The organism is Rhizobium freirei PRF 81, from assembly GCF_000359745.1.
Classification (GTDB): Bacteria; Pseudomonadota; Alphaproteobacteria; order Rhizobiales; family Rhizobiaceae; genus Rhizobium; species Rhizobium freirei.
In genome coordinates, this window is the sequence record NZ_AQHN01000096.1 from 1 (window position 1) to 15,616 (window position 15,616).

The 15,616-nt window shown below is 59.7% G+C and carries 12 protein-coding genes; 1 reads left to right on the forward strand and 11 read right to left on the reverse strand.

From position 1 onward, the window contains the following. Positions 1-475: 475 nt before the first annotated feature. From RHSP_RS32245 to RHSP_RS32275, 7 genes are all read right to left on the reverse strand, one after another. Entirely contained in the window at positions 476-1,738 is a 1,263-nt protein-coding gene (locus RHSP_RS32245; RefSeq protein ID WP_004129653.1) for an NAD(P)/FAD-dependent oxidoreductase, read from the reverse strand. Between the two features lie 75 nt (positions 1,739-1,813). After that, complete coding sequence (locus RHSP_RS32250) at positions 1,814-2,125, reverse strand: putative quinol monooxygenase (RefSeq protein ID WP_037155958.1); 312 nt, start codon at positions 2,123-2,125, stop codon at positions 1,814-1,816. A gap of 11 nt (positions 2,126-2,136) precedes the next feature. Then, positions 2,137-3,237, reverse strand: coding sequence for an NAD(P)-dependent alcohol dehydrogenase (locus RHSP_RS32255; RefSeq protein ID WP_004129660.1), 1,101 nt, complete (start codon positions 3,235-3,237; stop codon positions 2,137-2,139). 62 nt (positions 3,238-3,299) lie between these two features. Next, a complete protein-coding gene (locus RHSP_RS32260; protein WP_004129662.1) occupies positions 3,300-4,298 on the reverse strand; it encodes an ABC transporter permease in 999 nt (332 codons plus the stop codon). A gap of 5 nt (positions 4,299-4,303) precedes the next feature. After that, on the reverse strand, positions 4,304-5,245 hold the full coding sequence (locus RHSP_RS32265; protein ID WP_004129665.1) for an ABC transporter permease: 942 nt from the start codon (positions 5,243-5,245) through the stop codon (positions 4,304-4,306). Between the two features lie 9 nt (positions 5,246-5,254). Further along, a complete protein-coding gene (locus RHSP_RS32270) occupies positions 5,255-6,781 on the reverse strand; it encodes a sugar ABC transporter ATP-binding protein (protein WP_028753489.1) in 1,527 nt (508 codons plus the stop codon). Between the two features lie 56 nt (positions 6,782-6,837). Beyond that, positions 6,838-7,926 carry an ABC transporter substrate-binding protein gene (locus RHSP_RS32275; protein ID WP_004129668.1) on the reverse strand — a complete coding sequence of 363 codons (1,089 nt, stop codon included), beginning with the start codon at positions 7,924-7,926 and terminating at the stop codon, positions 6,838-6,840. A gap of 662 nt (positions 7,927-8,588) precedes the next feature. On the opposite strand from RHSP_RS32275, the gene RHSP_RS32280 reads away from it, so the two are divergent. Beyond that, the gene (locus RHSP_RS32280; protein ID WP_004129670.1) at positions 8,589-9,695 is read left to right on the forward strand and encodes an NAD(P)-dependent alcohol dehydrogenase; all 1,107 of its coding nucleotides are present in this window, start codon (positions 8,589-8,591) and stop codon (positions 9,693-9,695) included. 766 nt (positions 9,696-10,461) lie between these two features. On the opposite strand, the gene RHSP_RS32290 is transcribed toward RHSP_RS32280, so the two are convergent. The 4 genes from RHSP_RS32290 to RHSP_RS32305 are packed head-to-tail and all read right to left on the reverse strand — an operon-like array spanning position 10,462 to position 15,529. Next, complete coding sequence (locus RHSP_RS32290) at positions 10,462-11,949, reverse strand: NAD-dependent succinate-semialdehyde dehydrogenase (protein WP_004129672.1); 1,488 nt, start codon at positions 11,947-11,949, stop codon at positions 10,462-10,464. A gap of 23 nt (positions 11,950-11,972) precedes the next feature. After that, the gene (locus RHSP_RS32295) at positions 11,973-12,992 is read right to left on the reverse strand and encodes an ABC transporter permease (protein ID WP_004129685.1); all 1,020 of its coding nucleotides are present in this window, start codon (positions 12,990-12,992) and stop codon (positions 11,973-11,975) included. A gap of 12 nt (positions 12,993-13,004) precedes the next feature. Continuing rightward, the gene (locus tag RHSP_RS32300) at positions 13,005-13,979 is read right to left on the reverse strand and encodes an ABC transporter permease (RefSeq protein ID WP_004129689.1); all 975 of its coding nucleotides are present in this window, start codon (positions 13,977-13,979) and stop codon (positions 13,005-13,007) included. After that, a complete protein-coding gene (locus tag RHSP_RS32305) occupies positions 13,976-15,529 on the reverse strand; it encodes a sugar ABC transporter ATP-binding protein (protein WP_037155962.1) in 1,554 nt (517 codons plus the stop codon). Before RHSP_RS32305 ends, RHSP_RS32300 begins: the two co-directional genes overlap by 4 nt. Positions 15,530-15,616: the final 87 nt, after the last annotated feature.

Below are 15,616 nucleotides of genomic sequence, written 5' to 3' on the forward strand. Positions count from 1 at the left end.
AATCGCCCTCGGGCAATTCCAAATACCGTCAATGCGCTAAAATCGCTTTAAGTTCGGTCACAGCGAGCTATTTCGATCTTTCGAAAAGCGTCGTCAAGGGTCTCCACTCCGAGCAGCAACAAGGCATCGTTCAAGCAGCGCTCGATATCGTCTACTCTCCTGCCCTCTATTTGGGCAATCACAGCAATCGTCTTCCCTCGTGCCAGCCATCGCAAGGATGCCATCTGGAGAGGACAAAGGTTCCATGTTGTCATTGTCGAACTACCATCTCGTACTCGATCGAGGCGTTAGGAATTTAGTTGATACTCATAGACGGGAAGGCCAAAATTCGTTGCTTGAACTCAACTGACCACCGGCCAATCGGCTCTGGGTTGCGCTTCAGAGCGGTCATGATCGGCAGACGGGGCATTGACTTTGACCGCCGGCTGTACAAGCTGGGTTCTAAGCTGAAGAATATCGTTTGCAGCCCCTGCGGCTAGACCTCGTCCTTAAGCGTCTCCTTCTGGGTAATGAGGCGAGCAGAGTGGTGGCCGGAGGTAAATGCCCAAAGCCAGCTTAGCGCGACCGCCATACGGCTCCTTGTTCCGATCAAAAAGTAGATGTGGGCAAGGCCCCAGATCCACCAGGCGATGGTGCCCTTGAGCCTCAGCCTGCCGAAATCGATCACCGCGGAGCTTGGTCCTATGGTCGCAAGATTGCCAAGATGCCTGTACTTGAAGGCAGGCGGCGCTGAGCGCTGTTTGAGGCGGGCCTTGATCACTTGGGCGACGTATTTTCCCTGCTGCTTTGCGGCGGGCGCGATACCAGGAACCAGCATTCCCTCGCCGGTCTTAACGCTAGCGGTATCGCCGACAACGAAGATGTCCGGGTGTTCGAAGACCGTGAGGTCGGGCTGCACGATAGCACGCCCCGCTCGATCCGTCTCCGCCCCCACCCACACGGCGGCCTTGGATGCCTGCACGCCCGCCGCCCATATGACCGTGCGGCTCGGGACAAACTCGTCCCCAATCGATATGCCTTCCTCGGTGCAGTCGGTCACGGGCCTTCCCGTGCGAACCTCGACGCCCATCGACGCAAGGGATCGCTCGGCGTATTGCGATAACGCCAAATGAAAAACAGGCAGAATACGCGGCCCTGCCTCTACAAGAAGAATGCGCGCCGAAGTCGTATCGATGTTTCTGAATTCCTCGACAAGCGTCCTTCGAGCCAGTTCGGCGATGATCCCGGCCATTTCGACGCCTGTCGGCCCGGCGCCGATTATCGAGAAGGTCAGCAGCCCCGCCCGCGCTTGGGGATCGGTTTCCAGCTCCGCTTTTTCGAACGCCAGGAGAAGGCGACGGCGGATCGTGGTGGCGTCTTCCAACGCCTTCAGTCCGGGCGCGAAGGGCTCCCATTCATCCCGGCCGAAATACGCGTGACGGGCCCCCGTTGCGAGAACAAGGGTATCGTAGGGAATGGCATGGCCGCCCTTGAGCGAGACGAGCCGCTTCTCGACATCGACGCCCACGACCTCGCCAAGAAGCGTCGTGACATCTTTCCTTCCACGAAATACTGCGCGAATGGGCCAGGCAATCTCGGAGGTCGCCAGGACGGTCGTGGCGACCTGATAGAGCAGCGGCTGGAACAGGTGATGATTGCGTCTGTCGATGATCGTGATCGAGAGGTTTGGACATTTGAGATCCTTGGCCAATTGGAGGCCGGCGAAACCGCCTCCCACGATGACAACTCGATGCTCCATTTCGTCCTCCCGCGAGCCTTTGGAAAAAACCCGCCTCGGATCAAGCGCGTCTTTCGGTGTTGCACAATCGCAAGCTCAGTCGCTGATGCGACTGCTCACAATGATGGAAGGGGGGCTTTCCAGCAACGGAAGCAACGGTTCGAGAACACGCTTGACGTTCGGAGATTCTCCGTGACGCGCGGCTGCCTCCTCGTTTGCCCAACCATCGAGAATGAAGAACGTATTCGGCTCGTCGGAGCGCTGGTAGAGATTGTAGTAGAGGCAGCCCTCTTCCTCGCGGGCAGGGCCGACAAACTCCTGGAGCAGTGTGTTGACACGGTCCCGGTTACGCGTCGATGTTTTAAACTCAACAATGAGATGCTGTTCGTCGGACTTGCTCGATGGCATGTGGGAAGCTCCTAATTGAAGACGATGACGGGCTTGATCACGCGGCCAGCTTCGGCATCGGCGACGGCCTCGTTGATTTTCTCGAACGGATACTTTGTGATCAGCTTCTGGAACGGGAATAGGCCGGCCTGGTTCAGCTCGACCAGTTGGGGAATGAAGAGCTGGGGGATCTGGTCTCCGAGGATGGCACCCTGAATTTTCCGGTTGAAGACCATGAGGTCCAGCGGGATTGGAATATCCTTGCCGAGCGCGTCGAGCCCGAGGAGGACGACATGGCCCCCTGCCCGCGTGCATTTGATCGTATTCAGGATGACGGGAATGATACCCACGGCATCGATCGCAAAATCGGCACCGCCGCCCGTCAAGGCGTGGATCTGCTCCACGACGTCTGGGTCCCTGCCGTTGATAGCATGGGTCGCGCCCAACGTCTTGGCCATCGCCAAACGCTGCTCGTTCAGGTCGATGATGATGATCTTGCTGCACCGCCGGACCTTGGCGGCCATCACCGCAGCCATGCCCACTGCTCCGGCGCCGAACACGGCAATGGTTTGTCCGATCTCCGGCTTCATGGCGTTGATGACGGTACCTGCCCCCGTTGCCATGCCGCAACCGAGCGGGGCCGCATTCGTCAGGTCGAAATCCTTGGGAAGCTGCGCGGCGTTGTTCTCAGTCGCCAGGATGTGGGTCGCGAAGGATGACTGGCCGACAAAGTTGCTGCCGATGCCGACTTCATCACAAAGCAAGGCCTTTTTGCCGTTCGGACGAAGCCCCGTCAGATTGTACTGGGTGTAGTTCTGGCAGTTCATCGGGTGAGAGCGCCGGCAATCGCCGCAGAAGCCACATGAACTCTGGCTGAGCGCAACGTGGTCGCCCACTCTTAAACCCTGGACGTCCGCCCCGATGGCTTCGACGATGCCAACACCTTCATGTCCCGGTATGACCGGGGCGGGAGGCCCAAAAATCCCATCACGGAGCAACAGGTCCGTATGGCAGATGCCCGTCGCGACCGTTCGCACAAGAATTTCATTGCCTTCGGGATCCGCCAGCTCAAGTTCACGAAACTCCAGCGGAGCTTTCGGTTTTACGGCCACAGCCGCCGTTATCTTCACCATGCTTTTCTCCTGCATTCTCCCGCGTTGACACCGGGAATGACCTGTCTGGCATCCTGTGCGGGCTAGACGCGACCGACACGTGCGCCGTAAATGATCGCCGCAAGAGCGATGATCCCGCCCTGGACGATAAGCTTGCCGGGCTCCTGGATGCCGAACACGGTCAACATCGCAAATAGGAAACTGAAGGCGACGACCGCCACGAAAGGCCCCGCGACGCCGCCGCGGTCGACGCCGAACGTCACCCCACCGAGAATCGTCGCGGCGAGAGCGTTCATGAAGGTGTCGAAGCCGGGCTTGATCGTTCCAACGGCCAGCGCAGACACCTGAACCAGGGCGGCGATGCCCGTCAGCGTGCCCGCCAGCGTATGCGAGACAAAAATCGTTCGAGCCAGAGGTATGCCTGTTATCTCCGCCGCCCTCGGATTGTCGCCGACAGCGCGGAAGTAGCGCCCGAGGATCAGGAAGCGGAACGCTAGTGCGACGACCACGGAAATCCCGATCCAGACGATAACGGAGTAAGACAGGCCGTAGATGTTCCCGCTCGTCAGGACGCGAAGCCAGCTTGGTGTCGAACCCGGTGCACGGCCGGAACTCATGAACTGGACGATCCCGATGAGGATCGCCGATACGCTCAGCGTCGCGATGACCGCGGAGGCGCGGACATAGGCCACGAGGGCGCCGTTGATCAGACCGACGGCAAGGCCGATGACGATCGTCATCAGGACCGTGACGAAGGGCGGGTAACTGTTGAGGAGCCCGGAGCTGGCGAGATAGATCGAAAAAGCAAACACGCCACTGACCGAGAGATCAATAGAACGCACCCGCATGACAAGAGATTGCGCCAGCACCGCGATCCCGAGCGGCGCTGACTGTTTCAGGATCACGAACCAATAGTTCGGATTGATCAGCGTCGCACTTACCGCGGGGGCCAAAGCGATCAGGATTGCGAGCACGTAATATGCCGGGGGCAAGCCGAGCACCCAGGAAAGTGTGCGCTTGGCGGTGAGAGTGCGGGATGGCGTCTCAATTTTCGCATCTGCTGTGGTCATCGAGAGGTCCATCTCTTTCAAAGTCCGATCGTTTTGCGACGCTGCGAAACGACGAGTGCCAGCAGCAGAAGGCCCTTCACGACCGACTGGAGGAATGCCGAGACGTTGGCGAGGTTCATCACGTTGTTGACGATGCCGAGGATAGCCGCGCCGGCGACAGTGCCGAGGATGCTACCGATACCGCCAGCTAGGTGAACACCCCCGAGCGCTGCTGCGGTAACGGATTCAATTCCGAAGGTAGCACCCCCCTTGGGATCGCCCGAGGCAAGGCGGCCCGCGAGGAACATCCCGGCAGCACAAGCAAATAGCGCCGACAGGATGTAGGCTTTAATGACTGTGCGCTCGACCGGGACGCCATTCATGCGGGCATTGAAATCGTTACCCCCCGAAGCGAACAGGTAAAGGCCAAACGGCCTGCGATAAAGCATCCAGGCAGCAACGACGGTGGCGGCGATCAGCCAGAGCAGCGAGTTTGGCACGGGCCCGACCGAACCCGCGACTGACGCCGACAGCCAATCAGGCACCTTCCCGCCGGGGATCGGGAGAATGATAAGCGCCAGTCCCTGGCCGATCCCCATGGTTGCCAGGGTCATGATGATCGGGTGGACGTTAAGCCTGGCTACGCCGTATCCGTTGGCCAGTCCGAATGCGATCGCAACCGCAATGCAAAGCACGACACGGACAACCTCTGGCATGTCGAGTGTCATGATCGTGGTCGTCACGCTGATGATCGAACCAACGGAAACGTCCAGGCCGCCCGTCAGGATCACAAAGGTCTGGCCGAGCGCAGAAATGACAAGAACAGTAGATTGGGCCAGCAGGTTCGACAGATTCTCCGGCGCCAGAAATTCTGGAAGCAGGATGACCGAGGCGACCACCAGCACGAATAGCGTCCCGATCGACAGCCGGATCGCACCCGCCCGGTAAGGAGTCTTCAGGAAGTTTGCGATGGTATTCATGTATCCTCCTCAATGAACAGCGGCGCGCGGATCGTGCGCGAAGTTCGAACCTAGTGCGGTTCCCAGGATGGTTTCCTCTGTGGCATCGAGCGCGGGCATCTGCCCGACGATCTTTTTGTCGTGAACGACCAGGATGTTGTCACACAGCCCGATCAGTTCGGCGTGCTCGCGCGACGAGACGATCACTGCACCGCCACGATCGGCAAAATCGCGAAGCAGCTTGTAGATTTCCGCTTTCGCGCCGACATCGACGCCCCGTGTCGGCTCCTCGATGACAAGGATATCGACCCCCGAAAGCAGCCAGCGGCACAGAAGCACCTTTTGCTGGTTTCCACCCGAAAGTTTGCCGACGGGCGAGGCGGGGTCGGCAGCCGCAACACGGAGCGACTTTATGACATCGTGAACCCTGGAGATGGAACGCCATGCAACGCTCGCCATGTTCCGGTTCAACTGCTTGCCAAGTGCGATGTTGTCGTAGATCGGAAGCCGAAGAAACAGGCCTTCCTGCTTGCGGTCTTCAGGAATGAAACCAATGCCCGCTGAGATGGCACTCGAAAAGCCTGAGGATACGTTCACATCGATCATGCTGTCGTCGCGGCGACGCTGGACGCTCGCAGCTGCGGCGGGTTCGACCCCGACGACCGCACGCATGATTTCACGCTGCCCCTGGCCCTCCAGCCCGGCGAGCCCGATGATCTCGCCCGTGCGTACGGAAAAACCGACTGGCGGGCCATGGTCATTGAGACGAAGCCCTGCCACGACGAGCATCGGCGATCCAATGGCCTGTGCCCTCGGCGGAAAGAAACTCTGAAGTTCGCGTCCAACCATGGTTGCCACGAGCGTTTGGAGATTAAAGTCTTCTGCCCTGGCTGTCTTTACCCAAGCCCCGTCCTTCATGACGGTGATGGTGTCGCACAGTTCGAACACCTCGTTCATCCGATGCGAGATGTAGACGACAGCCTTGTTTTGCGCCTTCAGATCGCGGATGACCTTGAAGAGATGAGCGACGTCCGTTGAGTTTAGTGCCGCGGTCGGTTCATCGAAAATGAAGACATCGGCATTGGATGTCAGGCCTTTGGCGATTTCCACTGCCTGCTGCTGGGCAACCGTCAGCGTTTCCACAATCGCCGTCGCGTCCAGTTGAGGGAAAACGTCGGCAAGCAGCTTGCGGGATCGCTCGACGACCTCGGCGGTGTCTATCGACCCATCGGCACGCCGCGGTTCGTGTCCAAGAAACATGTTTTCGGCGACCGTGAGATTGGGGATCAGGGTGAACTCCTGAAACACTGTCGACACCCCGGCGAGACGCGCTTCCTTGGGGGACCGGAAGGTCACCTCTTCTCCTCGCAGACGGATGCGTCCAGCGGTCTGTTGATAGACGCCGGCCAGAATTCGCATCAGCGTGGATTTTCCCGCCCCGTTCTCGCCCATCAACGCGTGGACGGAGCCGCGTTCAAGCGAAAATTGAACATTCGACAGGACTTTGGTCGCACCAAAGGACTTGTTGATGCTGACCATCTCGACAAGCATACTCATGAACACTTCCATCTGCGAGGGTGAAGACGGCGCGCTTTGTCCGCGCCCTCCATGCGTCAGGCCTTGAAGTACTCGAGGAGCTTCTCATTCGGCATTTCTGTCGGGGCCCAGTAAGCGTCCGTGAGATCGGAGCGGTAAAACTGTGCAAGATTTTCGTCGACGATCGGCTTGGGCCGGTTGGTCCAGTTGCGCTGGATCGGCTTGCCTTCGAGAAGCGCGAAGGACGCCCGCAGGGCTGCCGTCGAAAGAGCCGGAGGGCAAATGGGCCCAATCGAAGAGAGCTTTTCATCATTCCAACGACGCATCCATCCGTTCAGGGCTTCTCCCGTGATCGGTGGAATGGTGGAAGCCCCGGCTTCCTGCAGCGCGTCCAGGACCCCGAGCGACATATTTGCGCCGTCAGTCCAGACCCCGGCGACATCGGGATCAGAGAGATAGAGGCTTTCGGCGATCTTCTTTGAGTCCTCGTAGGACCAGCTGCCGTGCTGGGTTGAGGTGATTTGGAGACCGGACTTGCTGAAGACTTCCATCGCCCCGGCGTAACGATCAGCATCGATCGGATGCCCGGCGACGCCGCGCAGCACCCACACTTTTCCCTTGTTGCCTAGTTTGTCGACCAGGAACTGAGCCATCACCCGACCGAAATAGAAGTCGTCGCCCTGGACCTGCACCGTGAAATCCTCGGTGTCGACGCGACCGAGATAGACGACCGTCGGAATGCCGGCGGCCTTTGCCTTCCTGATGCCTTCCACGGCCGAGCCTGTTGTAAGCGGCGCAATGATGATTGCATCGACTTTTTGTGCGATCAGATCTTCGATGTCGGCGACCTGTTTTGAGGCGTTGAGGTCGGCGCTTCGGAATTGATAGTCGGCGACACGGGCCTTGTTCCTGCTAATCTCGTATTCGGCTTCGAACGCGGTCTGATAGGTGTGCGTTGAACCGGCCAGGCCATAGTGGCTGTGACCGATCTTCCAGGGACCTGCCTTGGCGAACTTACCAGCTTCGACGACGGGGTTTTCCCCTTCGGACGGCCAAGTGTCGGGCAGCAGGGCGATCGTATCGTCTGCCCGCAGGATGCCCGGTATTCCGAACGCGCCCGCTGCAATCAAGGCACTGCCCGTCTGCAGGAATGTACGTCTTTTCATCAGAAGTCTCCTCCTCTTGCCACCCAACGCGGCCATTTTGTCTGCGACCTGGAGCGCCGTTATCTTCCAGCCATCGCCGAATTCTCCCCAAACGGCAGATCGCATCATTATGAATAAGCAGACAATCTGTCAATAAACTATCTTGAATTTCGGCTTTTCGACGTGTCGTCTGTGTTATCACGCTGATTTAGTTATTCTTTTATTGCGGCTCGGTTCGATATAGCAATAAGACAAAGCAACCGTCCGTCACCTCACCCCAAGAGCGCGCAAGAGGAAACAGAGGAGACCGCGCCTCGCCAGCGAGGTTCATGAAAAGGAAGTTTGGCGCCATGATCGCTACCATTGCCCGGAAAACGAGGCTGCGAGGCAGGAAATATGGGCACCACCGTCAGCCGGAGCGTTCGATGAACGTCACGTCAGACTCAGTCAATCTGTCAGGTGAATTCCAGTTTTCAGACAGCCCCCAATTCGGACCAAGATCTAGTCGGCCGCATTGCCCTGAGGAAGCAATTGATATTACATTGCTTTGTTTCTTTATGTGTCGTGTAGCGCGCTGGCATGGCCCCAGCGAGCATTTCGTTCACTAAAGATAATTGACTGATTGTCTGCTAACTCCTACAAGTGTCACCCACCGGCCGAGCGCGCACTGAAGGAGTCATTTTATGAAAGAAGCATACGCTGCAATTTCGCGCGAAAAGGCAAAGCCTCTTGTTCTGGAGTGCATCGGGATCGATCAACCTCGCCCCGACGAAATCCTCGTCCGGATCGTGGCGAGCGGTGTCTGCCACACCGACATGGTTGTTCGCGACCAAGGATATGACGTACCGCAGCCCGTGGTTCTCGGCCATGAAGGCTCCGGCGTCGTGGAAGTGGTCGGGGCCGATGTAAAAGGGCTTTCGCCCGGTGACCACGTGGCTCTAAGCTACGCATATTGCGGGAAATGCGAGAAGTGCCGGGGAGGCACGCCTTATTATTGTGAAGACTTTTTCGGCAGAAATTTCCGTGGCACCCGGCCGGATGGCAGTTGCCCGCTACATGATTCACACGGTACCCAGATCAGCGGGTGCTTCTTCGAGCAGTCTTCTTTCGCCACCTACGCCATCGCCAGCGAGCGCAATGCGGTCAAGGTTTCCAAAGATGTTCCGCTCGAACTCATGGGACCGCTGGGCTGCGGGCTGCAAACGGGCGCCGGAGCGGTTCTCAACTGCCTCAAGCCCCAACCGGGATCTTCCATTGCAGTGTTCGGCGCGGGTGCGGTCGGCATGGCAGCCGTAATGGCGGCGAAGATCGCCGGATGCTCGACCATCATCGTGATCGACCTTAACGATGAACGTCTCGAACTGGCGATTGAACTGGGTGCAACCCACATCATAAACGCCCGAAATGGGGATAGCGTCAAGGCAATCAGGGAAATCATTCCCGAAGGCGCAGACTTCAGTCTCGAATGCACGAGCTCGCCGAAGGTGTTTCGCCAAGCGGTCGATTGCCTCGGCACCCCAGGAACCTGTGGACTGGTCGGATCGTCCGCACTCGGAACGGAAGGGATCGTCGATATCGGCAACTTTCTGTTCGGCCGTACGCTCGTCGGTGTGGTCGAAGGCCAGAGCATTCCCTCCAAATTCATACCCGAGCTCATCGAATACTGGCAGCAGGGACGGTTCCCGTTCGACAAGCTCGTCCAGTTCTACGATCTCAACCAGATCAACGAGGCAATGGCCGATTCCGAGAGCGGCAAGGTCATCAAGCCGATCCTGCGCATGAAGCACTAAGCTCTCGTCACGAACATTGTCCAGAAGTCAGCCTCCCAAGGCAACGTCCGGCGGGGCCGTGGTCGTCACGGTCTCGCCCGGACACTCTGGAACGCAGGTGTGAGGCGCAACACCGTTTCATCATTGCAACGCGACCAAGTCGCGGTAACGAGAGTGAGCTCTTCCAGGTCAAAATATTAGTCTGCGACGGCGCAGTTTCTCGGCGATCTGTGACCGCCGCATCAGGGCCTTGCGGCAGTTGACGGCCGCAAGCCATTGCAGAATCTGCAAATGTGAAGTGAGGTTCAACTGATGCTGCCCTTTAGTCATAAGAGCACTGGGGCGGGCAGGCACGAGCGTCCCGACACGTGCGCCTTGCGTCAACGTGCCACCAGGAAAATGCCAGACAACCGGTGATGATCTTGCCAGCGAGCGGCCGGTGGCGCGCTGTCCTCGTCCCGTCGAAAAATACCTACGAAACTATCGAGATGGGTCATCAGACGTTGCGTCAACGCGAGCCTTAAGCAGACAGACCCAGCACAAAGGTGAGTCTAGCGCCTGCCTCTCTCCGCACGTTCCGACGTTCCATTGCCGTTCTGCCCTCGACGTTCGCCTGGGCAGCGTGATCGGCCGGGTCCTGCTCGCGGTCGACCGCCTCTTTTTGAAGGCTGTCGGCGCGGTCTTGACCAAGAGTTTCCCCGCCTACTGCAGAATGTGTCATCGGGCCTCCGTGACCAGCTAAAACATTGCGGGTGGCGAGCCTTAAGACGCGCCACCAACCGTTGGACTACGACTGTATGCCGCCCATGCAGACGTATTTCATCGAAAGGAAGTCATCCATGCCGTATTTTGAGCCCTCGCGGCCGAACCCCGACTGCTTGACGCCGCCGAACGGTGCCACCTCCGTCGAGATCAGGCCGGTGTTGACGCCGACCATCCCGTACTCCAGGGCCTCCGTAACCTTCCAGACATTTCGAAGGTCGTTGGCGTAGAAGTAGGCAGCGAGACCGAACTCGGTGTCGTTGGCCAGTTCAATGACCTCGTCTGTCGTTTCGAACCTGAAGACCGGGGCGAGCGGCGCAAAGGTCTCCTCTCGTGCGACCTTCATTTCCTTTGTGGCTTCCGAGAGAAGCGTCGGCTGGACGAAGGTGCCACCACGCTCGTCCCTTGCACCGCCGACAACGACCTTCGCACCCTTACCGACAGCGTCATCGATGTGGCTGTAGAGCTTCGCTACTGCATCCTCGTTGATCAGCGGACCGATGGTGGCTCCATCCTCGAACCCGTCAAGGACCTTGAGCGCAGAAACCCGCGCCGCCAGTTTTTCTATGAAGCGGTCGTAAACCCCGCTCTGGACGTAGAGACGGTTGGCGCAAACGCAGGTCTGGCCGGCATTGCGGAACTTGGACAGCATCGCTCCTTCCACGGCCTCGTCGAGGTCGGCATCGTCGAAGACGATGAAGGGAGCGTTGCCGCCGAGTTCGAGGCTGAGCTTCATGATCTTTTGTGCGCCCTGCGCCATCAGGATGCGCCCGACCTCGGTAGACCCTGTGAAGGTCAGCTTCTTGACGACGGGGTTCGAGCAGACTTCTTCACCGAACATCCGGGCGTTGTCTGTCGGCAGGACGCTGAACAGGCCGCCGGGTATTCCCGCACGCTCAGCGAGGATGGCAAGAGCAAGGGCCGACAATGGGGTTTCGGCGGCCGGCTTGAAGATGATGGCGCAGCCGGATGCCAGCGCCGGGGCGATCTTGCGGCAGACCATGGCGGAAGGAAAGTTCCAGGGCGCGATGGCCGCCACCACGCCGACGGGCTGTTTGATGACTACTAGGCGCTTGTCGGCCTGATGCCCCGGAATGGTGTCCCCGTAAACACGCTTGGCTTCTTCCCCGAACCATTCAATGTAGGAAGCGCCGTAGGCGATCTCGCCGCGTGCCTCGGCCAGAGGCTTGCCCATCTCGGACGTCAGGATGATCGCGAGGTCCTCGGTGTTGGCCGTGACGAGGTCGAAGAACTTCCGCATGACGCCGGCACGTTCCTTGCCCGATCGTGCGGCCCACTTTTTCTGGGCGAGTTTGGCGACGTCGATGGCTTCGCGGACGTCCTGGAGTCCTGCGCTCGGGAGGCTCGCAATCACGTCCCCAGTCGAGGGATTGTGGACCTGGATCGTCTTGCCGCTCGCGCCCTCTTTTCGCCAGTCGCCTCCTACCAGCATTTCCTCGCGTACCAGGGAGGGGTCTTTCAGGCGATCCAGTAGAGCGGTGGAGATAGCCATTGATATTCCTTTCGATGCAACGTTCAAATCTGATTACGGATGTGTGGTGAGCGGGCGTAGATCGCGACCATGGGGACGATCAGCAGCCCTACGACGGCCTGTTGTGCCGGGAAACTGAGCCCCAGGCCGACGAGAAGCGAGGTCAGGACAGTAAGCACGAGGACGCCGAGGACCGTCGCTCCATACCCGCCGGCACCACCTAGAAGAGATGTTCCGCCGATAACGACCGCCGCCACGGTGGTGAACAGATAGGGATCACCGACCCCGACGAAACCGCCGCCGGAGAAACCGAGGAGCAGCATTCCGGTGAGTGCCGACATCGCCCCGCTGACGCTGTGGATCACTGTCCAGATCTTGAATTCCGAGATTCCGAGGCGGGCGGCGGCCGTGCGGCTCCCGCCAACAGCATAGAGGCTCCGGCCAAACCAGGTGTTGTGCATTATCCAGCCCAGGGCGACGGCGATGAAAGCCCATATGACGATAACCGGTGGAAACGGCAGACCGAAGAACTTGCCGTTGAACGCCGAAAGGTTGCGAAGCCATCCGGGGACGGGCGCAAAGACGGTACCGCCGAACTGCGATCCGAGCGAGGTGTAGATCTGGACCGCCCCGACGGCCGCGAAACCCAGGCCGAGCGACATGATCAGCGCCTGACCCTGCAGCCGGAAGCTGAGGGCGCCGTTGCAAGCCCCGACCAAAGTGCCAAGGACGAGCACGACGATCATGGCGACGGGCGCCGGAAGACCCGCCACCATGAGGCTTGGAAGCAGGATATTGGCGCCACCGATGATGTATGGGATGGAAAGATCCAGCGCTCCAACGAGCGCGCAGAGCGTCTGCCCGACAGACGCCAGCCCCAGGAAGGCGGCGAGCAGGAGGATCGATCGCGCGTTCTGCGGCGACACGAAGCCCGGCACGAGCAGCGCTCCAAGAATGAGCAGACATGCAAGGAGACAAAAGCCGATCGAAATACTCTTGTGCTTGCGCAAAGGGCTGGCGCCACGGGCCGCGCCGATTTCTGTGTTCAAGACAGTGGAGATCATTTCCTTACTCCCTCACGCGACAGTGCGGCGGCTGATGACGAAGACGTTCACGAGAAGTGATCCAACGAGGATCAGGCCAAAGGCCATTTGCGTAACGAAGCCCGAAACCGTACCGAAGTTGAAAGTGGACAGAAGATACGAGATGAGGAACATGTTGATCGCGCCGAGCGTCGAGCCGAGCGCACCGCCGCGCCCCCCGGAGAGACTGGCGCCACCAAGGACCAGCGCCGTGACTGCTTGCAGCGTGTAGGTGCTGCCCTGGGTCGGGTCGCCGGATGAGATCAGCGCGGTGTAGCTCAATGCGGCGAGCCCGGCAAAAACGCCGCCGACCATATGGGCGATGATGCGCACGACGTCGACCTGCACACCGCTGGTATAGGCCATCCGCTCGTCAGCGCCTGTCATCCGCAGGTTGCGGTAAAACATCGTGCCCCTCAGGACGCCCCAGATTGCGAAAGCGCCGAGCAGAAGCAACAGGACAGGCGAAAATACGCTCGTTCCCGCGCCCCAGCTTAGCATCCAGTCTGGAGCGACACCGCCGGGACGCGACATGACCATCAGGTTGACGCCCGACAGAACGAGGAAACCGGAGAGCGTGACGATGATGGGCGCGACGCGCACGTAGATGATCACGAGCGCTTGCACCAACTGGAACGCCGCTCCCAATCCCACCGCCCAGGCAATGATGGCGACAGGGTGCGTGATGCCGTTGCCGACCAGCCACGTAATGAGCGTGACGTTGATGAAGCCCATCAGCGGTCCGACGGAAAGGTCCACGGCTCCGCGGCCCGCCATGACGATCGGTGTTATCGCGAGCGCGGTGAGGATCAGCGGCGTTGCAACCAGAATGGCTCCGGCCAGACCATTGTTCGTGAACAGACCTTGGCCACGGAAGGCGACGGCGCAAAGGAGGACAAGGAAAAGCCCGGCCGGAACGTACAGCGAGCGGTCCTGCGTGACTTGACGGAAAGCGGTTGCAGACATCATGCGGTCCTTTCCAGATCGAAATCAACGGAAGCGTCCCGGGCTTTCCCGAACATAGCGGCGAGGATTGGTGCCTCGGCGATTTCCTCGCCGGTCAGGGATCGAAACAACGTTCCCCCAAAGAACACGTCGACGCGATCGGCAAACCCGATGAACTCCTCGATCTCAGTCGACAGGTAGATGACACTGCCGCCTTTTTCAGCAAACAGGCGGAGTTCGCGGTAGAGGTCGCGCTTGGTGCCGAGATCGACGCCGCGGGCGGGGTCATTCAGGAGGATGACTTGGGGATCGTTTGCGAAGGCGCGCCCGATGAGCACCTTCTGTTGGTTGCCACCCGACAGTGAGGTGATCCTGTTCGACGGGCTGCCGATCTTGATGCGCAGACGATCCACCTCGCGCTTGAACATCGGTTTCAGCGTGGGCTTGCGGATTACACCCAGGGGGCCGAGCTTCTTCCTGTAGACACCGATGGCGAGGTTTTCGAAGATGCTTTGTTGCGGGAAAATACCCTCGCGCTTGCGGTCCCCGGAGACGTAGGAAACACCGAGGTTTGCAGCATCGTCGAGCGATCGCAGCGGGACCATCTTGTCCGTATCCACCGAGCGGACCTTCACCTCGCCACCGAACGGCTGGATGATGCCGGCCAAGGCGCGGATAAAAGCGTCCTGCCCCTGCCCATCAAGCCCGGCTACGCCGACGATGCTCCCCTTGGGAAGGTCGAAATCGAACAGGCGCGCCGACCGGTGCGCGGCGAGACCTGTCGCAGTTAGTATTAGAGGGGCCGAGAGCGCCTTCATTCGGGAGGCGTATTCTGTCGCATCGCTGGCGCGCCGATCTGCCGGCGTCATCATGGACAGCAGGTTTTCCTCGGTAATCTCGTCCTTTCCGAGCGTACCGACAGTTATCCCATCACGCAGGATCGTCGCACGGTCGGCGATACGCACGAGTTCGGCGATCCGGTGGGTGACGATGAGGATCGTCGCGCCCTCGGCACGAAGGCGGTCGATTTCCGCATGGAGCCGGAGGGTCGAGTCGAGGTCGAGCGCGGCCGAAGATTCGTCGAGAATCAGCACCTGCGGCTTGCGAAGGATAGCCCGGGCGATGACGATCCACTGTTTGATGCTGAGTGGGAGGCTGCCTGCCAGCTGATCGAGGTCTACGGGTTTTCCGACGAGCCGCGCCACGATTTCAGCCGCTTCTGTCCGCCGATCGCCGGTCGACTGCGAACGAAAGACACCGTCACGACCGACATAGAGGTTCTCGAACACGCTGGCCTCGTCGGCAACCAGGACTTCCTGGAAGATGGTGGTCAGGCCGACCCGCTTGGCGTCGACGGGCGAGGCAACCTTTTCACCCAGGATCGTGACTTTGCCTGCGTCCGGATGCAAAACGCCCGACATGATCTTGGTCATCGTGCTCTTGCCGCTGCCGTTCTCGCCGACGATGGCGTGCACCTCTCCGGCGCGGGCCTCGAAGTCGCACTTCTTGAGTGCCCTCGTCTCCCCGAACGCCTTGGCGACATCTATCATTCTGACTGTTATCTCGCTGCCCATCGCAGACCTCCCACCCGCAACGTCCGCCAAGGCGGCTTTTACGATCATCCAAGGTCCCGCCCGGCGGTTAAGCCACCGGGCGGATCC

Coding starts and splice junctions, on each gene's coding strand:
- RHSP_RS32245 (WP_004129653.1), bottom strand. CDS start 1,738: ATGGAGCATCGAGTTGTCATCGTGGGAGGCGGTTTCGCCGGCCTCCAA.
- RHSP_RS32250 (WP_037155958.1), bottom strand. CDS start 2,125: ATGCCATCGAGCAAGTCCGACGAACAGCATCTCATTGTTGAGTTTAAA.
- RHSP_RS32255 (WP_004129660.1), bottom strand. CDS start 3,237: ATGGTGAAGATAACGGCGGCTGTGGCCGTAAAACCGAAAGCTCCGCTG.
- RHSP_RS32260 (WP_004129662.1), bottom strand. CDS start 4,298: ATGGACCTCTCGATGACCACAGCAGATGCGAAAATTGAGACGCCATCC.
- RHSP_RS32265 (WP_004129665.1), bottom strand. CDS start 5,245: ATGAATACCATCGCAAACTTCCTGAAGACTCCTTACCGGGCGGGTGCG.
- RHSP_RS32270 (WP_028753489.1), bottom strand. CDS start 6,781: ATGAGTATGCTTGTCGAGATGGTCAGCATCAACAAGTCCTTTGGTGCG.
- RHSP_RS32275 (WP_004129668.1), bottom strand. CDS start 7,926: ATGAAAAGACGTACATTCCTGCAGACGGGCAGTGCCTTGATTGCAGCG.
- RHSP_RS32280 (WP_004129670.1), top strand. CDS start 8,589: ATGAAAGAAGCATACGCTGCAATTTCGCGCGAAAAGGCAAAGCCTCTT.
- RHSP_RS32290 (WP_004129672.1), bottom strand. CDS start 11,949: ATGGCTATCTCCACCGCTCTACTGGATCGCCTGAAAGACCCCTCCCTG.
- RHSP_RS32295 (WP_004129685.1), bottom strand. CDS start 12,992: ATGATCTCCACTGTCTTGAACACAGAAATCGGCGCGGCCCGTGGCGCC.
- RHSP_RS32300 (WP_004129689.1), bottom strand. CDS start 13,979: ATGATGTCTGCAACCGCTTTCCGTCAAGTCACGCAGGACCGCTCGCTG.
- RHSP_RS32305 (WP_037155962.1), bottom strand. CDS start 15,529: ATGGGCAGCGAGATAACAGTCAGAATGATAGATGTCGCCAAGGCGTTC.